Raw genomic sequence first — 22,995 nt, forward strand, 5'->3', positions numbered from 1 at the left:
ATTAAAGTTTATACTAAATATTTGCTTTATTACTTCAATCTTGATCTTTCTAAAGGTGAGATAGAATGTCAAAAAAGTTAAGTCATATACTCTTAATTGGAGTTGGTTTATTTTCATCAACTTGGGTAATGGCGGCAGTTAAAGAATATGATTTAACAATCGCTGAACAAACTGTAAATATCACAGGAAAACCAGTTGAGAGAATTACTGTAAATGGTAAATTCGTTGCACCACTTCTTGAATTTGAAGAAGGTGATGAGGCCGTTATCCGTGTTCACAATAAGTTAAAAAATCAGGACTCTTCAATCCATTGGCATGGCTTATTATTACCTGGAATTATGGATGGTGTACCTGGATTTAACAAATTTAATGGCATTGCCCCTAATAAAACTTATGAATATAAGTTTAAAGTCCGCCAAAATGGTACTTATTGGTATCATTCACATAGTAAAGGACAAGAACAAGACGGTTTATATGGTGCTTTTGTTATTTATCCTAAAGATAAAACTCCACTAACAGCTGCTGAAAAAACCGATAAAGATTACGTTGTTTTGCTTTCTGATTTTCATAATTCGACAAGTGATCAAATTATGAAAAATATTAAAAAAGAAGCAGACTACTATCAGAACCGCCGCGAAACAGTATTCGATGTATTAAAACAAGTTAAACGTGATGGATTGAAGGCAACTTGGCAAGACCGCTCTATGTGGAATCAGATGCGGATGTTGAAAACAGATATGTCTGATGTCACAGGCTATACATTTTTAATGAATGGCAAAACGCCTCAGCAAAACTGGACCGGTAATTTTAAAGCTGGAGAAAAAGTTCGCCTTCGATTTATTAATGCTTCTGCAATGTCATTTTTTGATGTACGAATTCCAAATTTAAAAATGACAGTGGTAAGTGCCGATGGTCAACCTGTAAAACCTGTTCCTGTAGATGAGTTCCGTATAGGTACTGCTGAAACTTATGATGTCATTGTTGAACCGAAACAAGCCCATTATCAAATCGAAGCTGAATCTATTGACCGTACTGGATTTTCGGTTGGAACCTTACATGATGAAAATACCTCACCTGTAAAACAAATTGAGATGCCTAAGCCTCGTCCTCGTTCTTTATTGACTATGGAAGATATGGGAATGGATCATGACATGTCTTCTATGAAAGGTATGGATCATGATATGTCTTCTATGAAAGGTATGGATCATGATATGTCTTCTATGAAAGGCATGAATCACGATATGTCTTCTATGAAAGGTATGGATCATGATATGTCTTCTATGAAAGGCATGAATCACGATATGTCTTCTATGAAAGGTATGGATCATGATATGTCTTCTATGAAAGGCATGAATCACGATATGTCTTCTATGAAAGGTATGGATCATGATATGTCTTCTATGAAAGGCATGAATCACGATATGTCTTCTATGAAAGGTATGGATCATGATATGTCTTCTATGAAAGGCATGAATCACGATATGTCTTCTATGAAAGGTATGAATCATGATATGCCGATGAATAGCGCTACTGTTAAGGCGGCTTCAGACAAGAATGATAATACCGTATTTGGATGGGCAAATGCTTCAACACCTGAAGGTAATAAAGCATTGCAATATAGTGATTTGCAATCGTTAGATCCTCAAAAAGACACTCGTGCAGCTGAACGTGAAATAGAGATCCGTCTTGGTGGAAACATGGAGCGTTATATTTGGACAATAAATGGTAAAAAATTTAATGAAGCCGACCCACTAGTGGTGAAGTATGGTGAACGTATTCGCTTAAAATTTGTCAATGACAGTATGATGGCTCACCCAATGCACTTACATGGCATGTTTATGCAGCTTGAGAATGGTCAGGATCCAAGCAATATGCCAAACAAACATACGGTAATTGTTCCACCTGGGAAAACGATAACCACTCTACTCACAGCTGATGAGTTAGGTGAGTGGGCTATTCATTGTCACCTGCTTTACCATATGAGTGCAGGAATGATGAATAAACTCATTGTAGCTCAAGTGGAAGATGGTAATTCTACAAAGACTGTTCCTCAGTCCCAAGTAAATGAGAAGGGAGTAAATCCACATGCAAATCACTAAGAATTTCTTCTCAAAAACAGTCTTATCAATTGCATTAATAAGTATATCAAACTTAACTTTTGCTAATAGCAGCACTTCGGAACAAGAAAGTAATATTACAAATGGTATGAGAGTCTTATTACAGGAGTCTGGTGGCTTAAGATATAGCCCCCAAGAATTGTATCCAGAATATTATTCAATGGAAAATGCAAATGGGGGAGATAATATTATTTTGACTGCAAGAAAGAGATCAGACGGATCTCACGATGATCATCTTAAAGAACATGGCGGACAAATTTATCAAGTAACAAGACTTGAAAATGCATGGATGGTTGATGAAGACGGTAAGGGCAACCTAGGAACAAAGTTTGAAACTTTAATTGGAACAGATGAAAATCGTCTATTTATTGAAGCCAATTCGGAAAAGTCAGAAAGTAATGATCCAAAATATGCTGTATCAGCACTTTATAGCCGTAACGTAGCCCCATTTTGGGATGTACAAGCTGGGGTAAGATATAGTGAAAATAAAAATAATAGCAGCAGCGATCGAGTGGATGGGGTTATTGGTATATTAGGTCTAGCTCCTTATTTCTTTGAAACACAAGCATATCTTTATGGCGGTGAGAATAATTTTTGGGGAGCAAGTTTTGAATTAGAACGTGATTTGCTTTTAACTCAGAAACTTATTACTCAACCTTATATCGAAGCAGATGTAATATTTAGCGATGATTCTAACTATGCTGCAAAATCAGGTTTATCAGAACTAAAAACTGGTATCAAAACCCGATATGAGATTACTAAGCGAATTAAACCTTTCATTGATGTTGCTTACCAATATGAAAAAGGACAGAAAGCCACTTCTATGCAAGAGGCAACAGAGTCTGAAAAGGGATGGAAATATGGTGCAGGCATCGAATTAGTTTTTTAAAATAGTATGATTTGGATTCATGAATGGTAGCTTCGGCTACTATTCATGAATTATTACTATTTATTTTCGAATCTGTAAAACTAAAAAAGCTTAATTTTTGGTCTATTTTTATGCAGTGGTTAAAAACATGCTTATCGCTGTTTTTATCGTTTGCTATTCTTTTAGTAGGATCGGCTGCTACTACTTCGTCTGTACATCATCGGTGTTTAATGCCATCTGAATAGATGCATGTGGCATAGCCGTCTTCATCGATTTGAATCCTAAAGTGGCCCTAATGATCCGCTTTAGCTTGCCATGATTACATTCGATCACATTATTTTTATACTTAACCTGCCTGTGCTCAAGATCTGGTGGACATTTTCCTTCTCGCTTTAATCGTGATAAAGCATGGCCATAGGTCGCTACTTTATCTGTATTGATGACCCGTGGAATTTGCCATTTTTTCACCGTATTGAATATCTTTCCTAGAAAACTATAGGCTGATTTACTGTTCCGCCTAGCGGAAAGGTAAAAGTCAATCGTATGACCACGTTGATCAACTGCACGATACAGGTAAGTCCATCGCCCCTTCACTTTGATATAAGTCTCATCCATATGCCATGAATGTAAATCTGTAGGATTACGCCAATACCAGCGTAAGCGTTTTTTCCATTTCTGGAGCCTAACGCCGAACCCAACGATAAATTGTACTGTGATCCACATTTATGCCTCGTTCAGCGAGCATTTCTTGAAGTTCACGATAGCTGATGCCATATTTACAATACCAACGAACAGCCCAAAGAATGATTTCACCTTGAAAGTGCCGACCGTGGAAGGGATTCATCTGCTGTATCTCGAAATAAATAAGATATTTAGCTTATCACGTCAGCCTATTTGCAACAGTGCCCTTGAGAATCACTGACATTATTTGTGGTGAGTTGTACTGCACGTATTTGCAGGGTTTTAGCATCCATAGCAATGTGAAGCTTACGCCATTGGCGACGATATTCAGCCCCATGTTTCTTGCGTTTCATTCACCTTCACCAAGAAACTTCAAACCAGTAGAGTCTACGAGTAGATGCAGTCCATCATTACTTTTTTGATAGCTAATCGCAATATCAATATGCTTTTGTCTACGACAAAGGGTGGAATAATCCGGAGCTGTCCAATCTAATCCAGAGAGTTTAATCAGACTTTGAACAAAACCTGTGACCATACGTAAAGAGAGTCGGAATAGTAATTTGATCATTGAGCAGCATTGAATCGCTGTATCGGAGTAGGTTTGATTTCGACCTTGCTTGCCTTGTGATTGTGCATACCACTGAGTCTTTGGATCAAACCAAATGGAAATATTACCTCGGTTAATTAAGGCTCGGTTATAGGATGACCAATTGGTTGTACGGTAGATTTTAGAGGCAGGCTTATTCATTTTGAAATTATATTGCTGAATAAGCTTTTGATGCTAGGTTTGTGCAACAAAGCCCTTCTCAATTAAGACCTAGTCATAAGTTCATAAGTTATGTAACTTTATAATTTCATCTTCCTGGCTAATTAATCCAGATCAGTTCTTCGTACTAGTGGAACATGTAATTTTAGTGCTGCACTTCCATATATGGACAAATCCCTGACAAGCATTACCGGGAGGTTTCCATCGCATCACTCTCCTCAGGATTACATAAGATTGTAAGTTGTGTAAGTTACATAAGTTATGTAACTTTATAATTTCATCTTCCTGACTAATTAATCCAGATCAGTTCTTCGTACTAGTGGAACCTGTAATTTTCAGTGCTGCGCTTCCATATATGGACAAATCCCTGACAAGCATTACCGGGAGGTTTCCATCGCATCACTCTCCTCAGGATTACATAAGATTGTAAGTTGTGTAAGTTACATAAGTTATGTAACTTTATAATTTCATCTTCCTGACTAATTAATCCAGATCAGTTCTTCGTACTAGTGGAACCTGTAATTTTCAGTGCTGCGCTTCCATATATGGACAAATCCCTGACAAGCATTATCGGGAGAGGTTTCCATCGCATCACTCTCCTCAGGATTACATAAGATTGTAAGTTGTGTAAGTTACATAACTTATGTAACTTTATAATTTCATCTTTCTGGCAAATTAATCCAGATCAGTTCTTCGTACTAGTGGAACATGTAATTTTAGTGCTGCACTTCCATATATGGACAAATCCCTGACAAGCATTACCGGGAGGTTTCCATCGCATCACTCTCCTCAGGATTACATAAGATTGTAAGTTGTGTAAGTTACATAAGTTATGTAACTTTACAATTTCATTTTCCTGACTAATTAATCCAGATCAGTTCTTCGTACTAGTGGAACCTGTAATTTTCAGTGCTGCACTTCCATATATGGACAAATCCCTGACAAGCATTACCGGGAGAGGTTTCCATCGCATCACTCTCCTCAGGATTACATAAGATTGTAAGTTGTGTAAGTTACATAACTTATGTAACTTTATAATTTCATCTTTCTGGCAAATTAATCCAGATCAGTTCTTCGTACTAGTGGAACCTGTAATTTTCAGTGCTGCATTTCCATATATGGACAAATCCCTGACAAACATTACCGGGAGAGGTTTCCATCGCATCACTCTCCTCAGGATTACATAAGATTGTAAGTTGTGTAAGTTACATAACTTATGTAACTTTATAATTTCATCTTTCTGGCAAATTAATCCAGATCAGTTCTTCGTACTAGTGGAACATATAATTTTCAGTTTATAAAACTAGGGTTACCAGGGCAGACTAAATTTTTCCTATAGGTTTGTAGTGTTCAAAATAAAAATTTCTATTATTCAGGTTATGATAACTTTTCTGATTTATATTTTTCTTTATAGCCCACTTTTAACAAATCAGAATAATACTTTTTTACCTTTTCAGGGTCGAGGAGTTCAAGTGAAATCCTTTCTTTAAACGCTTCGATCTCTTCGCCTACATTGGCATATTTCCCCCCGAATTCGGGATATTTGATAAGGTCACACAATTTTTGAGCGAAAAATATAGATTGTTTTGGTGTCAGCTGATATGTCGGTTCCAGTACCTTATCACTAACGATTAAGGAAGCTTTTTGATTAAAAGAAAATTCGATATGTGTAATTGTTCTCCCTTCTTTTTTCTGCTCATAACTTACGTCGATATCAGTAAGTTTATTAATTTGATCTATGGCAACCGTCAATACACGCTTTTTGAAATCTCCCATGGTTTTATATTCATTTTCAAGTAGACCTAACTTATCACGCAATTCCACCATACTAATATATAGCTTGCCTTTGCTACGCCATCTAATCAAAAGTTCATACAGCCGTATAGCGTATACACTAGATAATTGAGAAATTTGCTTTAATTCATAACGAGTAAACTTTTCTTCAAGTTTTACAAAAAGCTGTAAAATATCAGGAGCAAAAATTAGTTGAGCACATGCAGCTTCTTTAACATAGCCAACTTTTGATACCCAACGGCTTTTGTAGACCGCTGGCTTACCTGTAACAGGATCTATGGCCTTATAGGTGAGTCTACGTTCAAATAAGTTATCACACGCTCCCTGAAGAGCCTCATAGGCCGCTTGACGACCCAAATTAAAGTGCTTCATGTATTCAGACGCATGTATTGTTAGCAATGTATCCGATGTAAGCTCTTTTTCAATTTCCCTAGCTGCAATAATTGCAACTAAAATTAAGCGTTGTTCAGACAGAGTCAATGCATAAGATGCTTCAATCAAGTTATTGTCTTTATAAATTAGATTTGCCATATTGTGATTAAAGAAATAAATTCCATTAATAGACATTAACACTTAATGTCCATTAATGGAAGATCTATTTATGCCAGGAAAACGTCCATTAAATAAAGGAAAACGTCCATTTAAATAAAGGAAAACGTCCACTTATTGTCAGGAAAACGTCCATTTAAATAAAGGAAAGTGTCCACTTATTGTCAGGAAAACGTCCATATAAAACCTCTGAAAACTAGACTTCATAAGGCATTCAGAGGTTCTATAAATATAAATTTATAAAATATATATAAAATTAAAAAAGAACATTACTTGTGGATAACTTTTTTTTTTAACTTTATTTTTCACAATAGTTGATTCATGAGATTGAAACTTGTACATTATTTTCAACAAAATTACGTAACTTACATAACTTATGATTATTTTAGTAGGTGGTGAAAAAGGCGGAGCTGGTAAAAGCTGCCTTGCCCAAAACTTAGCAGTTTATTTACAAGAAAAGAATAGAGATGTTCTGCTTCTAGATGCAGATCCTCAAGGCACAACAACTGACTGGATTAAAGAACGTGATGAGAATGAGGATTTAAAAAATATCCCATCTGTACAAGCTTCAGGCAATATTCGTCAAGTTTTAAAAGATTTATCAAAAAGATATGAAGATATTATCATTGATGCTGGTGGGCAAGATTCAGAAGCATTACGCTCTGCTATGACTATAGCAACACATATGCTATTGCCTTTTAGACCTAAACGTAGAGATCTAAAGACTTTGGATCATATGGAACAAGTATTAAAACTGGCACGAGCAGTGAATCCAGATTTGAATGCCAGAGCAATTATTACACAATGCCCAACATTACCGTCACAAGTACAGCGAATTTTAGATGCTAAAGAAGCCTGTGTATCGTTCGGAATAAAAGCATTAGACCACATCACGACAAATCGAAATGTTTATGATGATGCAGATGAAAATGGCTTATCTGTTTTTGAAGTAACAAGTGATCCTAAGGCAAAAGCAGAAATTGAAGGGATAGCTCAAGAGTTTTTAGGAGTATAACTATGGCAGGTCTTAGCGGTTTAAAAAAGAAAACTGACGAGCTTTCAGATCAGGATAAACTGGTTGAAAATTTCATATCGGGAGCTGATAAAAGAGTTAAGGATCTAGAAGTTTCACAAAAGAAATTCGTTCGTTGTACCTTTTCTTTAAACCAAGAATTAAGTGAATTAATTGATGAGTTAATTATCAAAAGTAATAACGCTCGTGTTAACAGATCTAGTATTGTAAGAATAGCTTTAGAGTCACTGGCAGAGCAGAATTTAGAAGATTTTAAGCAGCTCGTTGATAAAAGTTTTAAATAAAATAGAGAATGGAAGAGGTTATTCAATCTATAAGATTAAATAACCTAACTTCACAACTTCACAACTTCACAACTTCACAACTTCACAACTTCACAACTTTACTGGCAAATAATTTAAATATTTTGATTTGTTGATAAACCTTATATAGACATCGCGATACTTTGATATTGGAAAATCAAATGGTAAAGTTATTACGTGATATATCACGTTAACTCATTGAGCTGTTCTGTGTTAGCTGGATATAAACATATAACATCATAATCGGTATTTTTAGGCTAAAGATATTCTGTTGGGCCTAAGTAGTAAATTTAGAAATTAACCATTTCAACTGTATTGAGCTTGTATAGCCAGTATCGTTTGAGAGAGTCATGATAGAAAAAATTGGGCATGCAAAAAAAACACCTGAAGTTCTAACTGAAGTTTTCACCAAGTTAAGTTACGTTTTGATATTAGATTTACCAGATTTTATTCAAGATTTTGTATTGGATCTTAAAAATAAGATGGATGATGAAATCAAAAGAATGCTTGACCAAGCAGCAAAAGACAATCAAGACATTGATGAATTTGAAATTTTAAAGTGGTTACTCGATACAATTGATGTAGCTCCTGAAGAAACTGAAGAGGTTAAAAAGCACCAACATAAAGAGGTGCATGCTGTGCTATTTACTTGTTTTTTTACTCAATTGTCCGAGGCCTTAAGTCTGAAGTTATCAGAACATATGAGAGTGGAGTCAAAACCGCAGCGTTGTGTTAAAAAATTGACTCAAAGAACTTATAAAAAATATTTTGGTTTGCCTAAAAACTTCAAGCTCAAGTTAGAACGAAACCTGAAAATCAATTTTTACCCTGAAAAATTATGGTAACTGTATGACTAATACTGATGGATTGTCAGATCTACACGAAGAAATCAAAGTATTGGAAAAGTGGGTAAATCAGTCACTTGGTGAAAAAAAAGCTATTTTCAAAGATTTCGACGTTCAAAATAAGAATGAGTTGTATGTTGCTGCAGAAAAAATCCAGGTTACTATTAAAAAAAAGAGAATTGTGACGGAACATAAAATTCTGGCTGGTTTAACTCAATGGACTAAAATTGAACAAGAAGGGCATCAGTATGGTTATCTGTTGACTGGATTAATTTGTGAAATGCTCAAAGAACTTATCAGTTTACCGAATTCTAGTTCTAAAGATAAAGAGCCTATCACAAACACAAAACTGATAGATTTTAAGCGAATAGTAGATGATGAAAGAGTACATAAGAAATTTAATCAACTATGTTATGCATTAAAACTGTTACTGCAGAACCAATTTAAAGACCGTGGGGAAAAAAAAATACCATGTGACAAAATTACCAATGAAATTAAAAAAATCGATGAATTTAACACCAGCAATTTTAAAGAATTTTTAACTGGTAAAGAGATGCAAAAGCACTCCATCTCATTAGATTTAGACCGTTACATTGAGCAATTTTGTATTGTCTGTAATGAGCTTAACAACAGGGAATTAAATTCATCGAAGAAACTTAGTATCAAGGATTTGATAAAAAGAATAAAAAAGGAGATTGATGTAACAAACCACTCAGGGTCATCTCCTATTCATATAGAAAATGATGACACAGAAGTCGAGATAGATGAAAAATTAGCAACTATTCTTGATCCTACACATGATGATATCAGTAAGCGTGCAAGTTCTATGATATCCGATGAAAAGCTCAAAAAAATTATTCAGAGACGTGAAGTCCCATTTGTAAGTAATCCACTTTATCTAGCACCCAGTTTATTACATCAGGTATACAACGTATTGCACGATTGTTATCAGGATAAAATGCTCAAAGAAAATAGTACAATCTTTTATGATCAATCTTCTTTGGCATTATGTGGCATGATGTCACTGCTGACTGGTCTGAGTCCTACTATCTTTAAAGATATTAATAATTTGATTGAAAAAGGAAAAATATTAGAAAAAACAAAAGTAAAAAGAATAAAAAAAACAAAAGTAGCAGAAGAAACAGAAGTAATCGAAGTATCTTATTATTGGGTGATTGATCCAAAGTTGAATGTAAATCATTCGGGCATTATGAGTGATAAATTACAGCGCTATAACAAAGCATCCACTTATAAATGGCATATTCCTAGTGCTTGGATTATTCAATTAAAAAAAAATGCTATTCAAGAACTATCTGTTCCTGAATACAATCGTTTTTTAAGGCAGCTTTTCAAACCGTATAATTTGGACAAGATTTCATGTGGAATTTTAGAAAAGCAAATATATTTCCATCTGAATATGCAGACAGGTGATGATCTCGTAGCACACTTAATGGCAAATCACGATACGAATCATGTGGTTAATTGGTCCTATGAAGGGCGTAATATTGAAGAGATAAATAGACATTTTAAAAGATACATTGATTGTTTAATAAACCGAAAAAAAGGTGATCTATGGAAAAAAGAGCAGCATCCGGGTTATATCTTTGACCGAGAACAACGTATAGGTAGTCAGCGTTGCTGGACTATCAAAGCAGCAACTCAATTTTTTAAAAATCTTTATGCTTATGTACAGACTACTTTAACGAATGATGAAGCCAATCGGATTGAGAAATTAAATGCTTATAGCATTTGGATGTGGCATCTGTCTTTAATTTGCCTCACGGTACGACCCACGATGGGTATGCCAGGTTTGATCAAAAATTATGATTCAAAATCAAAATTTATCTATATTCATGACAAAAAAATTGGTTCACGACAAGAAGGTCGTTTAGTGCCTGTAGTAGGTTATTGGCAAAAGCATTTCGATGCATACAGAGAGTATATAGATAAGACAATCACTGCATTAGGCATGAAATATCTGCAGGAGCAGTGGAAAAAAAATGAATTCATGCTGTGTATTCTTATCCATCCTCAACTGACTTCCAAAAAGCATAGCGTTGACTTTATAGAAATAGCAGACAATCTTACTTTGGCACCAATGTCAGCAGCTTTTGTGACGCATTACTTGAAAGAAACAGTTCAGATTTATAAAAACTGGCCAAGGCATTTTAGCAAAAACCATCTTGAACTCAGCAGTGATATTCATAATACCCTTTATGCACATGATAGTATTGCCATGGGGTTTGGCCATACTTCATCCTTAAGTCCTTTTCATTACAAAACAGAAATTCAACAACAGATTGAAGCGTTACTGAAAAAATTAGAAATTTTGGAGCTAGACTTGTTTACCCAGGAAAAATCGCGTGATTAACAAAGAACTAAATCAAGAGATTCTAGAGCAATTACAAAATGCGATTGAAACAGAAACAAAAGCAATTTTTAATCAAATTTCTGAGCTGATTGATCATAAATATACTCAGAAAAAGGTGAATGGTGTCGAGATTGATTTTAAACTTCTTGATCAACGAATTGCTGATAAATTTACAAACTATCAGCAAGTTTTAATAAAAGTTTGTGAGCATTCCCAGCTCAAAAAATATTTCCGCTCTTACCTCAAGGAGTGTTTTAAACACTTTAAAATTATTTGTGAACAAGAGTATCAGGAGTGGCAAAAAAAAAATCCAGATCATGCAAAAATTTACGATATTAAATTACCAGATTGGAAAATAGCAACATTACCGCGCCGCGATAATATTTTAACAGAGGACAAGTTGTGTTATGGAGCTATTCTTGCTGATTTTAAAGAAAAATTTTATGAAAAGTGGAGCTATTCTCTTAATAAAAAGACTCAAAATATAAGTTTACAATCTACAGTTGAAGCTCAGCAAAACTTAGTAAACATATTATTTGAATGTCTATGTATATCATTAATTTTCGATCAAGGATGTATTCATCCTGAACGGCTTATTGCAATTCATGATGCAATTTTTGAAATGAATCTAGACAGTGGACTATTGCCAATTTACTCTGGTTCAAAGAATCATGCCTACGTTTTCTCATACACTCTCTCATCTCAAAAATATGGCAATTTCTACCGTTATGATAGCCAAGGAGATGTGGAATTATGGCAAACACAGCAAATATATTTTAACGCAATCTCAATGCTTTGTTATTTGCGTATCCGAGAGCATCTTCATGGTAACCAAGGTTATGCATTACAGTTTACATCGCCTCTTAGTATTTGGCAGCAAACACAAGATGATCAAGATCAAAAAGTTAAGCGGGAAGATTTACTTTATAAGCGGCTAAAAGCACACTTTAAAGATGTTGTTCCTGATCATCAATTTATCAAAGAGTTTGAGCGACGTCGTTTTTCTGCTTTCAAGCATATTGATTATGTTCTTTGGCAGGAGATTCCAAATTTAGATCTATTGAGTACAAGTGTACTTAATAACAAAATTATCACTACGCCTTTGATATATGAACAGCATATAGCTATTTATCATCAGCTTGATACCTGGAAAACGATTCAAGAAAGAATTGAAAATACTCATCACACTGTAGAGCTTTCTGTTTCTACTAGTGGTCAGAACGTTAAAGTTTATAATGATAAAAGGATGGGTAAACGTAATGATATAAAATCATTGCTTTTATCATTTAGTGAAGATGGTAAAGAGTTGACACTAGCCAAGTTTAATGAAGCTTTGAACGCAAGTATTAATAAATCAGAGGGCGATATACGTTCCTATGAAGCTGGAGAGGGGGAATATATTGATTATGTGGTGGCAATCGCACATTTACGGATATGCCAATGGTTAAAGTATGAGCTAGGTTACAATTCTGGCTCTGGTAAAGCATCACTTCAGGTGGCATCGATAAAACGTTATTATCACAGCTTCGTTTCTGACTTTTTAATTTACATTTTAGAATATCAAATAAATTTGAATAATGCCATCGAAGAACAATTTGAAGAAATGTATGAGTACCTTATTTTAGAAAAATCAATGAAAGATCAGGAAAAGCAGGAAACAATCGCTGAGAAAAATGATAATAAAAAGCACGACACCTCTGGCTATTCTTTCGCGAGGTTAAAAACATTTCATCAGTATTTGGTCAACAAGCATGATGCACCAGTAGTAGCGTACTTGTATGAACATCAGAGAGACAGCGGGAAATTTTTAAAAACACGGACCATTAGTCCGCAGATGTTTGAATTAATGATGAAAATTGTGAAAAATTATCCACACATTTTAGGCATTTCAGGGAATGACATAGTTGCATTGCAATGGGTCTATCGACTCGCATTTAGACTAGGTTTGCGTATTGATGAAGTGACAGGCATCCATCTCAATGATTTTGACTCTGCACAGCTTCGAAGTCATCTTAAAAATAATCGTTTATATTACGAAGCAAAGTCAGATCGTAAAGATACGACTTCAAATGAATCATCCAATTCAGATATTGAAAATCTGGTTTTAAAAATTCATTCCAACTCTCACCGTAATGTTAAAAACGAAAATGCAAATCGTCAGTTTGATTTATCCTATTTTTTAAATCCAAATGAATTTAAAGAGTTCTGTGATTTTTATAAAAAATATTTAGCTGCTTCTTTGAGCGAAGCGGAATTACAAGTACAGAATACATTACTCTTCACCTTTGAAAATCAACAATTATCAAAAATCACTAGGAGCTTGTTTAATCTGGTATTAGGGACAAGTGATCATTCATATACATTTCACGCATTTAGGCATAGTGCTGCATCACACTTAGCAATTTTATTGAAAGGCAGCCACCAGCTTATCTGTAGTTTTACTGACTATGACTCTAGGTTTGTAGGTAGGCTTAAAAAGCATATATTGCAAAATATCGATCATGCATCATTACATAGCGCAGATGTATGGCAACGTTTAGCACATCTAATGGGGCATGAAGACTTTAACGTGACCGCAAGTAGCTATATACATCATCTTAATATTTTAATTGCAGACATGTTTTATACAGCAAAACGTGAATATCAGCCTGAATTGATTGGTGCATTACTAAAAAATAGCAAAATTATTAATGCTCAATTTAAATCCTTAAAGATATCTGAGGATGAATCAGCTTTTAACATTCTTCAAAAATCTAAGTTTTTTTTAAAGGTTTTTGAGAAACCTAATGATCCAAAGCAATTCTTAAAAAAAGATGAAATTGAAAAAAAACAAATGAGTTTTTTATATCCAAAAAGATTTCTAGAATCATATCAGGAATGGAAAGTAAATGACCGGATCATAAATCCTGAAGACCAGCTTGTTAACTTAATAAAGTCAATTAGTAGACAATTTTATATTTATAAAGATAAAGAAATAGCTAGAAGTGAGGAGCGTGATCTGCAAGAAATGGATTTAAATTGGGAGCGAATGATCAATTGGTCGTATTTATATGGAATATGCCATCCATTCATAATTGACAAAGAAATTACCCAAAAAGAAATTAAAAATTTGGTGGTGTTTCAAAAAGTATGCTGAAACAAAGCAGGTTGAATTTTGATAAAATAGAGAAATGCGAATAACTCTAGAAATCAAATGTCCAACCTGCCTCAGTGACAGTATAAAGAAAAATGGCATCAAAGTAGATGGGAAACAAAACTATCAGTGCAAAGACTGTAAACGTCAGTTTATTGGTGACCATGCTCTGAGCTATCTAGGATGTCATTCAGGCATTACTCGAAAAATATTACAGTTGATGGTCAGAGGTAGTGGTATACGAGATATCGCTGAAGTTGAGCGAATCAGTATCGGTAAAGTTTTACGTACTTTAACCGAATCGACCTACCAAATTCAGCCTAAACAAAGTCATTATGAGTCTCTTGAAGTTGATGAGTTTTGGACTTTTGTGGGAAATAAAAATAATAAACAATGGCTTATTTACGCCTACCATCGAGAAACAGGTGAGATTGTTGCTTATGTTTGGGGTAAAAGAGACTTAGCTACAGTTCAACGATTGAAGGCAAAGCTTAAACAATTAGGTATTCACTACACCCGAATTGCAAGTGATCATTGGGACAGTTTCATAACTGCTTTTAAAAACTGCAAGCAAAGTATTGGTAAATTTTTTACTGTAGGTATTGAAGGTAATAATTGCAAAATAAGGCATCGAATTAGGCGCGGTTTTAGAAGGAGTTGTAATTTTTCAAAAAAGATTGAAAACCATTTTAAAGCTTTCGACTTAACCTTTTTTTACATCAATAATGGCTTCATTTAATGTCAGCATACTTTTTGAAACACCACCAAAAATTTTTATTATATTTTGGAAAATAAAATTTCATTGAAAAATGATCGATCAGTTTTAGTTTTTGAAGCAGTCTGTCAAAAAGATTTGAAATTGTACGATTCATTTGTGGAGTTTATTACCAAAATATATTCGAACGTAGAATCCTACTTAGATATAGAAAAATCAAGTTCAAGTGATTTTGATAAAAAAATAGGGAGTGAAGTTAAAATAAAATATTATAAAATTAGTAATAAAAAAGCAGATTCAAAGCATCATCTGATACAAAAAGTTGTACTACAAAGTATCTTTTTTAAGATGAAATGCATTGGATTACCTTCCCTGTGTCAAAAGAAAATGGTCTAAAATGTTTTACCATAGAAGTAGGGGGCTACAGTTTTTTTATATTAAAAAAATATATAAAAAACAGCGCTATATAACTTTAGGCAATTCATGTTTGATTATTTTTTCATTATTTATGTAAGGTTCCTATTTTTTTTGGTCAAAAAAAAGGGACACTAAGAGCGAGATGTGCACTCTGTGATGTTGATTTTTGATAATTTTTTTCTTGTAAATTTATTCGCATATTATTTTTTAAATTTAATCTATAAAATTATATATAAGGTAAATTTTATAGACTAGTGATTTAATATAAATTATTTACCCTATAAATTGATTTTTTTTATTCTGTAAAATAGGGAAATTAGTTTTTATTTTTTATAAATAAAAAAATTAATTTTGCTAGATTTATAATATTAAATACAGCATAGAAAACTGGGTTGTGTTTTTGGTTTGATTTTATAAGCTATTTTTAAATAGCCTAAGCAAATATATTTCAGAAAAATAGCCCAAGCCTTTGCTTTTTAAAACTGCTGTTTTACAAAGCAAAGGCTTGGGAGTCCACCAATATGATTATTTTTAGATTTTAATGAGGTCCCAAAAAATAGAGAAGATAAATTAATTAGCTTAGGTAATCCTTCTATAAGTATGCAGCATAGATTTTGAGCTAAACACGCATCCTTGTATGTAGGTAAAATACAGGGATTTTTTCGGCTAAAATTTTGAAAAAATTAAGCCAGCATTCAATTTTAAAATATCACTAAAAAATGAATAAAAAATTCTAATTTGGTTTGACCAAAGAAAAAGATACCCATATGATAATTACGTTACAGCAAAATCTGTAATCGGGCGTGGAAACCTGAAAATTACTACAGAAGCATTAAAACCGCTTTAGCGGTTTTTTGTGCTTATTATGCTTAGTTTGCCATTATGGTAGGCCAGGCAGGGCAGTCTATGACTGGCCGTCTTCTGTAGTGCGGTATTTCCACCCCTGTTTGGTCTACCTCCATCTCGTGGAAAAGATGGTTGTAGATAGTTAATTCTAAACTACAGGTACTAAACATGAAGATTTTATTATCTAATCCCCCCATTTCTCTTAGGTCTCTTTTGTTAGCGCTGACTGGATATTGACGGTCATTTAATTCACAGCTTTAACCAAATCGAACTATATACATTTTCAAATTTCGTACTTGAGCGAAAGTAGGAAAGTGTTGCCTGGAGAAAATAAGAAATGGGTTCTACACGACTATTGACCAATATTATTCAGCGTAAAGTCATGTTGCCAGAAGAAATGTCACCTTCAATGCAGCGTGACAATTTTGAAGTGGCACTGACTGATTTTGAAAAGCATCCAATCATCAAATGTTTATTTAAGGCGGATAACCAGCGTTCTACTGAATATTGGAGCGTGCAAGAAATTGCAAACTTTATTGAGGATTGCACAGAAGATCAAAATATCAATTTGTGTATCTTGTATTGGAAAGATATACACGGCAATATTTACATTATTGATGGAGCACATCGTCTTTCCTGTATCTATGCGTGGATTAATAGATATTTTGCGGATGAGCAAGTCACTCAAGCACCTAATTTCAATGATCCACAAAAACAAGATATTCGTTACCTCCGCAATTATTTAGGAGATCTCGCTGATTTTCAAAGAATTTGCACTGATGCTGAATTTGCAGAAAAAAAGTCGAAGTTAGAAGATATTAAAATCAGTTTCAGGCAGGTACTGGGGACTCCGGAAGATGCGCGACGGGTATTTCAATCTATTAACTCAGATACTAAACGTTTAGATAAATATGAGGAATATCACCTAAGAAATCGCGGTAGTGACGCGTATTATGCGATCTATGCCTGTTGTTATATCAATGACAATAAATCTAACCTAGAAGAGCTCCAATATACACGTTTAAATGAGTTGATTGAGTTAGGGGAGAGGATCCACCAGTTACTTTTTTCGACCATTTTATTAGACAATGAAATGAGTCATGGCAAAAAAATTGGCTTGGTCAATGAGCTGATGAATATCATTGCGGGTGATCAGATTCATAATATTATGAGTCTGAATCAGGGGGAGCGCGTTGAAAACCTAATGTCGCATCTGTTGACCATTCTTTGCAGAATAGCGACGCCTGTAAAAAATGCTGGGGTTCCGAGTTTGGGCTTACATCCATACTTATATTTTTATAAGGATCAGCGTTTTCAGATTACTTCTTTTCTTGCATGGTTTTCAATTGTGTATGAAATTCATGAAAGCCGCATGCAGATTCATCATCGAAAGATTAGTTTCAAGGACTTCACCCGGGTACGCCGTAGTATTGAGTTCTTGATCGCCAATTTCCCCGTGGCGACCACCGAAACGGTCGGCAAGTTCGGCAGTGGTATCAAGGGCTATGATCGGCTACAAATTGTCTATAAAGCCTTTATTTGCTTAAGCTTGGAAATGGAGGTTGATTTTGATGATGAGAAATGCCTGAATACCTTTATTCTGTCCATGTCTAAGGCCTTCAAGTACATAAACTTTAACGAGTTCTATGTCGAAAGGTTTTTGGGTGGTTATGATGATGCAGTAGTCAAGAATGTGGTGGGATATGTGGAGTCGATTAGTCCAATTTCTCGGTCAAAGCCAAAGGCCTTTTCGGCATTAACCAAGAGTCTGCTTAAGCACAATTTTGTGGTGGGTAATCATAACTTTTGCCTCATTTGTGATGGATTGATCTATCTTGATTCTACTGAATCGGATCATCGGATTGCCAAAGCCGTAGGTGGGCAAGGCGTTCTAGAGAATGGCCTGCTGGTTCATCCCATCTGTAATAGGATGAAATCAGATCTGAGCCTGGAAGAGATTAGAGCGGATTTGTTTGGTGAATTACTGTATTGAGCAGCAGAGGCGGTAAATTAATTTTCTAAAATTTATCAATGATTTAGCTTTTTATATATTCAGCCAATGTGGTTGTTTTTAATTCACTTTAGAATCACAACCAGAAACTAGCTGTAGTTTCTGAATGACCGTCAAGGTCCTTAGTTTTGCCTATAGATTCCCCCTATGGGCATTTTTTTTTGATCAAAAACATGTATAGGTGACTTTAAAATAAACCTTTTAGCAATTCATAAGCAATGAGTATTAAGGCTGAGACCATCAGCAACACAAAAATGAGTTCCACTCTAGTTAACATCTTAGTTTCATTTACTATCCGCATGCTTCAACAGCAGCTTTGAATGTTTCACTTAAACTTTAAACTTTTTTTAAAATTGAATATTTTTACATCTAGGTTCTAAACTTTGATAGAATTAATTAAAACTTTAGATTTCAAGTGTAAACAATGAGAAGCGCTAATATTCGACGTGATGGCTACTTAAAATTTCTGAATACATGGCAAGACCGTGATGTCATTAAAGTGCTTTCGGGTGTACGTCGCTCTGGAAAATCCACCTTATTGGCGATGTTTCAACAAGACCTAAAAGCACAGGGTGTACAAGCCGAAAACATCATTGCCATCAACTTCGAATTTATGGAATTTGAAGAACTCACCGATTACCGTAAACTACATGATTATGTACTGTCTAAAGTTGATAAAAGCAAAAAAAACTATGTTTTTTTAGATGAAATACAACATGTTAAAAATTTTGAGAAAGTAGTCGACTCCTTATATGTTCGGGATTATATCGATTTATATATTACAGGCTCAAATGCATTCTTTCTAAGTGGAGAACTTGCGACTTTACTTACAGGACGCTATATCGAGCAACACGTTCTACCTCTGTCATTCCAAGAATTTAAACAGTGGCATATTGAAAATAATCCGATCATCCAACAATTATCCAATCGTGATTTGTATGCCATGTATACGCGCAGTAGTTTCCCTTATACGCTTGCCATGACCAGCCAGCAGGAAACTTATGATTACTTGCAAGCGGTCTATGCCAGTGTAATGTTTAAAGATGTTATTCCCCGTTTGAATACTGCCGATATTAACTCTCTCGAGCGTGTCGCAAGATATTTGGCAAGCGTGACAGGCTCACCCATTTCCATCAATAAAATTAAAAATACCTTTGTTTCAAGCGGGGTTAAAATCTCATTTGAAACAGTAAAACGCTATATTCAGGGCTTACAGGACAGTTTGTTATTTTATAGTGCTGCACAATTTAAAGTACGTGGGCGTGAGTTATTACAATCCTCTGAAAAATACTATTTAGTTGATGTCGGATTGCGCCGGATTATGTTGCCTGATGCTAATGCTGATCAAGGTCATATCTTAGAAAATGTGATTTATCTTGAGCTTGTCAGACGAGGTTATACGGTCTATGTAGGGCGGGTTGATGAATATGAAATTGATTTTGTTGCTGTCGATACTTTACAGAATTTAACTTATTATCAGGTGGCATTAGAAACGCTCAATGAGGAGACACTCAGCCGAGAGTTACGTCCATTACAGAAAATTTCTGATTCGTATCCCAAGTATTTGCTTACCTTAGACACGATAGGGACTGAAGCGAATTATAATGGTATTGTAAAAATGAACGCTCTCGATTGGTTGCTATCTGAAAATAAGTAAAGTTGAGGGTAGACATGGATAATCTTATTTATTAATTAAAAATCAAAGACTTTTCAGCATCATTCAAGAATGTATTCAAGCATAATTTCTGCTCCAATTGTGATGGATCGATTTACCTCGATTCGATTGAGTCAGACTATCATGATTGATCCAGAGTCGCTTACTGAAAGTAGCGAGAATTGCGCTGGAGTTTCTGAAGGATATTAATTCCTTAGTTTGCCCATTCATCCATCTGGGCATTTTTTTTGATCAAAATACAGTGCTGTTCTTGCTAAAAAATGACGGCACCCACCATAAAACACAATATTCCAAAAATAATCCAAGGCCAGATCTTTGTGTTCGGTTGTTCTAAATTCTGAGGATTATATTCCGTGTGTTCTAGCGATGTCGGTTGTGGAACACGGGTCTTTTTAGAGTAAGGCTGGTGTTTAGAGTAAGATAGTCCCGTACCTGGAATACCGACACTGGTTCGCGTACCTTTTTTTCCAATATTTAGAGAAGCACCAGGTTTGCCAATGCTGGCACTGCTGATGCCTTTATGGGTCAGATTAATTTTAAAACCCGGGAATAATTTAATACTTTTACGAAATCTAAAACCCATATTGCTCTCATTCTAAAACTTAGCTCAATTCACGCGCTATACCAGGATCCATGATCTGCTAGAGATCGTACTTTGACGGCTATCATCAGGATACTAGTATATTTTTTATCTGATGATTGCAATACTACCTTTAAATACCGTCAAAAATATTTACTGTATATTTGCTGTAGGGTAATCTTAAAGCTGCTATTTATTGACTGATTGGTATATGACGACAGATAAGCATGAAGTGCTTCTTCGAATGCGAGCCATCGAGTTGCTTGCTTACTGGGAAGGTCGTTTGGTTACCAATCGTTTGATGAGCTGGTTTGGGCTCAGTCGACAGCAGGCTTCTGCGGATATCAAGCGTTACAATACGCTGTATAACCCCGATGCCTTGATTCATGACCCCTCCGTCAAGGGTTATGTGCCTAAGGCCAGCTTCCAGCCTGTACTGACTACAGCGCATATCAATGAATATCTCAATATGCTCTCGGGCTTGGTCAGTGAATCGCATGCCCTGATTGCGATGCCAGAACCGAATCTTACAGCAGTTCAATTACCTGATCGCAGTGTACGTCCTGAAGTGATTCGGGAAGTTTTGCGTGCCTGCCGAAACCAAAACACTTTAAAAATGATTTATGCCTCGATGCAGAATCCGCAGTGGCATGAACGCATCATTTCCCCACACACCCTGGTGTATACCGGTTTTCGCTGGCATGTCCGTGCCTATTGCCATCAGAGCAAGCAGTTTAAGGACTTTTTACTCTCCAGAATTGATCGTACACCTGTTGTGGTGGCGATTGAGTCAGTAGACCCTGCTCAGGATCAGCAATGGCATGAAGAAATTGTACTGACGCTGATCCCTAATCCAAAATTGAATGAAGCTCAAAAAGCGCTGGTCGAAAAAGACTTCGGCATGCCTGATGGCAGATTACAGATTTTGGTCAAAAAAGCCCTGGCTCACTATACCTTGCAGCGATATCAGGCTGCGATCACGCTAGCTGAGGCGGAAGATGCCTTGAAATATCCTCTGGTGTTACAACGTTCAGATATCGAAAAGCTGTCATCTTATCTGTTTGATCAGGCGTCATAGGAGATTGGCCATGTTAGAGCAATTTCATTATGACAGTGACCTGATTGGCGGTTCCCTGATGGTGCGTGAAAGCCGGCTGATCGCGGATCTTTTATTACGAGAAGCGACTCCAGAACAATGGCATCAGGCAATTCAGATTGACAATATTCTGCAAAAAAGAACGCCTGCTTCAGCCCAACGTAACGCCACTGCCATTCGTAAGCGTCTTGAGCGCTTAGAGCCTGATTTCTGGAAAGCTTTGCGTGATGGGGATGATGAGCTGGCGACCCAGGTGGCTTTTTGTGGCGCATTGGAACGCAACCTATTGCTGCTTGAGTTTATGGAAACAGTGATGAGAGAGGCCTATATCTCTCAGGCTCAATACCTGGACAGTTATATCTGGTCAGACTTTCTGGATGAGCGTTCACAACGCGATCTTGATATCTGTGATTGGAAAGAGTCCAGCAAGAAAAAAATGGGGCAGGTGGTGTTTCGCATGCTGGCAGAAGCCGGTTACTTAAAAAGTACCCGTAAGCTGGAGTTGCAGCGTGTGATCGTCAGAGCAGAGCTGCGTAGCCTGTTGGAAGAACATTATAAACAACGCATTAAAAGATCTATGGAAGTGTCGCTATGGACGCGGTAGTTGTAGAGGGGCAGCAATGAGTCAAAAAATACATGAGCGTCTGAATCAGATTCCAGAGCGAATACTTTCAACCGAGTTTCTCACCGGTCAAGGATTGGGCAATGAAATTGGCTTCTGGATTTTTGATTATGCACCTGAAGATGAGTTGAAGGTGCGCGAATATCTGCATTTTCTAGACGGGATGCTGGAGAAAAAACACAGTCAGCTGAAGGTGGTGAATATCAACCTGCTGCAAGCCGTGGTGGATTATCTGTCTGAGCGTAACTTCATCGATAAAGCCATTCAAATGCAAAAAGCCAAAGGCGATGAGGCGCTGCTCAAAGCGCTGAAAGGCCCACTGCATATGGATAAGTTCGCGCCGTATCTGGTGAGTAAATATGCCACCAATGCGCAAGATATTGTGTTGATGACTGGGGTTGGGTCGGTTTGGCCACTGTTACGTGCCCATCACTTATTGAACAGTTTGCATTCGTTACTGGGGCATAAGCCAGTGGTGCTGTTTTACCCAGGTTATTACGACGGTCAAGCGATGAGTTTATTTGGAAAAATTCCAAGCAATAATTACTACAGAGCATTCAGATTAGTGCCTTAA

Annotated in this window: 16 protein-coding genes and 3 pseudogenes; 14 read left to right on the forward strand and 5 right to left on the reverse strand. The window is 35.9% G+C overall.

Features of this window, described 5'->3' with window-relative positions:
* The first annotated feature begins 65 nt into the window (after positions 1 to 65).
* From G0028_RS19895 to G0028_RS19905, 3 genes and pseudogenes are all read left to right on the forward strand, one after another.
* On the forward strand, positions 66 to 2,099 hold the full coding sequence (locus G0028_RS19895) for a multicopper oxidase domain-containing protein (RefSeq protein WP_194088770.1): 2,034 nt from the start codon (positions 66 to 68) through the stop codon (positions 2,097 to 2,099).
* Complete coding sequence (locus tag G0028_RS19900; RefSeq protein WP_034680606.1) at positions 2,086 to 3,006, forward strand: copper resistance protein B; 921 nt, start codon at positions 2,086 to 2,088, stop codon at positions 3,004 to 3,006. The genes G0028_RS19895 and G0028_RS19900 overlap by 14 nt, the downstream gene beginning before the upstream one ends.
* A 23-nt stretch (positions 3,007 to 3,029) precedes the next feature.
* Positions 3,030 to 3,227: pseudogene (locus G0028_RS19905) on the forward strand (hypothetical protein); the annotation flags it as partial.
* Here G0028_RS19905 and G0028_RS19910 read toward each other — a convergent pair.
* The 3 genes and pseudogenes from G0028_RS19910 to repM form a co-directional block, all read right to left on the reverse strand.
* Positions 3,187 to 3,829 (reverse strand): annotated as a pseudogene (locus G0028_RS19910) (IS6 family transposase). The pseudogenes G0028_RS19905 and G0028_RS19910 overlap by 41 nt on opposite strands.
* Before the next feature lie 64 nt (positions 3,830 to 3,893).
* Positions 3,894 to 4,414, reverse strand: a pseudogene (locus tag G0028_RS19915) (IS5 family transposase); the annotation flags it as partial.
* Between the two features lie 1,395 nt (positions 4,415 to 5,809).
* Positions 5,810 to 6,757 (reverse strand): replication initiation protein RepM, encoded by a 948-nt coding sequence (gene repM, locus G0028_RS19920; protein WP_201774891.1) that lies wholly within the window; start codon positions 6,755 to 6,757, stop codon positions 5,810 to 5,812.
* A 394-nt stretch (positions 6,758 to 7,151) separates the two neighbouring features.
* Here repM and G0028_RS19925 point away from each other — a divergent pair, with 394 nt between their 5' ends.
* The 8 genes from G0028_RS19925 (at position 7,152) to G0028_RS19965 (ending at position 20,105) form a co-directional block, all read left to right on the forward strand.
* Positions 7,152 to 7,790 (forward strand): AAA family ATPase, encoded by a 639-nt coding sequence (locus tag G0028_RS19925; RefSeq protein WP_005404748.1) that lies wholly within the window; start codon positions 7,152 to 7,154, stop codon positions 7,788 to 7,790.
* A gap of 2 nt (positions 7,791 to 7,792) precedes the next feature.
* On the forward strand, positions 7,793 to 8,092 hold the full coding sequence (locus G0028_RS19930; RefSeq protein ID WP_004969894.1) for a hypothetical protein: 300 nt from the start codon (positions 7,793 to 7,795) through the stop codon (positions 8,090 to 8,092).
* A gap of 368 nt (positions 8,093 to 8,460) precedes the next feature.
* On the forward strand, positions 8,461 to 8,955 hold the full coding sequence (locus tag G0028_RS19935; RefSeq protein ID WP_005021585.1) for a hypothetical protein: 495 nt from the start codon (positions 8,461 to 8,463) through the stop codon (positions 8,953 to 8,955).
* A gap of 4 nt (positions 8,956 to 8,959) precedes the next feature.
* Positions 8,960 to 11,326: a hypothetical protein gene (locus G0028_RS19945; protein WP_227554855.1), complete on the forward strand. Its 2,367-nt coding sequence runs from the start codon at positions 8,960 to 8,962 to the stop codon at positions 11,324 to 11,326.
* The gene (locus G0028_RS19950) at positions 11,319 to 14,462 is read left to right on the forward strand and encodes an integrase (RefSeq protein WP_227554856.1); all 3,144 of its coding nucleotides are present in this window, start codon (positions 11,319 to 11,321) and stop codon (positions 14,460 to 14,462) included. The genes G0028_RS19945 and G0028_RS19950 overlap by 8 nt, the downstream gene beginning before the upstream one ends.
* Positions 14,463 to 14,496: 34 nt before the next feature.
* Positions 14,497 to 15,198, forward strand: a complete 702-nt coding sequence (locus G0028_RS19955) for an IS1-like element ISPa14 family transposase (RefSeq protein WP_015586042.1) — start codon at positions 14,497 to 14,499, stop codon at positions 15,196 to 15,198.
* Between the two features lie 1,576 nt (positions 15,199 to 16,774).
* Positions 16,775 to 18,430: an HNH endonuclease signature motif containing protein gene (locus G0028_RS19960; protein WP_194088771.1), complete on the forward strand. Its 1,656-nt coding sequence runs from the start codon at positions 16,775 to 16,777 to the stop codon at positions 18,428 to 18,430.
* 442 nt (positions 18,431 to 18,872) lie between these two features.
* A complete protein-coding gene (locus tag G0028_RS19965; RefSeq protein ID WP_180097373.1) occupies positions 18,873 to 20,105 on the forward strand; it encodes an ATP-binding protein in 1,233 nt (410 codons plus the stop codon).
* Positions 20,106 to 20,376: 271 nt separating this feature from the next.
* On the opposite strand, the gene G0028_RS19970 is transcribed toward G0028_RS19965, so the two are convergent.
* Both G0028_RS19970 and G0028_RS21180 read right to left on the reverse strand, forming a co-directional pair.
* Positions 20,377 to 20,706, reverse strand: a complete 330-nt coding sequence (locus G0028_RS19970) for a DUF4236 domain-containing protein (protein ID WP_058952660.1) — start codon at positions 20,704 to 20,706, stop codon at positions 20,377 to 20,379.
* 190 nt (positions 20,707 to 20,896) lie between these two features.
* Positions 20,897 to 21,091 carry a hypothetical protein gene (locus tag G0028_RS21180; RefSeq protein ID WP_227554859.1) on the reverse strand — a complete coding sequence of 65 codons (195 nt, stop codon included), beginning with the start codon at positions 21,089 to 21,091 and terminating at the stop codon, positions 20,897 to 20,899.
* Here G0028_RS21180 and G0028_RS19975 point away from each other — a divergent pair.
* From G0028_RS19975 to G0028_RS19985, 3 genes are read left to right on the forward strand one after another with little or no spacing between them, the layout of a single operon-like run.
* Positions 21,005 to 21,781 carry a helix-turn-helix transcriptional regulator gene (locus G0028_RS19975; protein ID WP_227554858.1) on the forward strand — a complete coding sequence of 259 codons (777 nt, stop codon included), beginning with the start codon at positions 21,005 to 21,007 and terminating at the stop codon, positions 21,779 to 21,781. The two genes, G0028_RS21180 and G0028_RS19975, sit on opposite strands and share 87 nt — an antisense overlap.
* Before the next feature lie 10 nt (positions 21,782 to 21,791).
* Entirely contained in the window at positions 21,792 to 22,403 is a 612-nt protein-coding gene (locus G0028_RS19980) for a DUF1819 family protein (protein WP_100834298.1), read from the forward strand.
* A gap of 16 nt (positions 22,404 to 22,419) precedes the next feature.
* Positions 22,420 to 22,995 (forward strand): DUF1788 domain-containing protein, encoded by a 576-nt coding sequence (locus tag G0028_RS19985; RefSeq protein ID WP_180047178.1) that lies wholly within the window; start codon positions 22,420 to 22,422, stop codon positions 22,993 to 22,995.

It is taken from the genome of Acinetobacter piscicola, from assembly GCF_015218165.1.
GTDB classification, from domain to species: Bacteria; Pseudomonadota; Gammaproteobacteria; order Pseudomonadales; family Moraxellaceae; genus Acinetobacter; species Acinetobacter piscicola_A.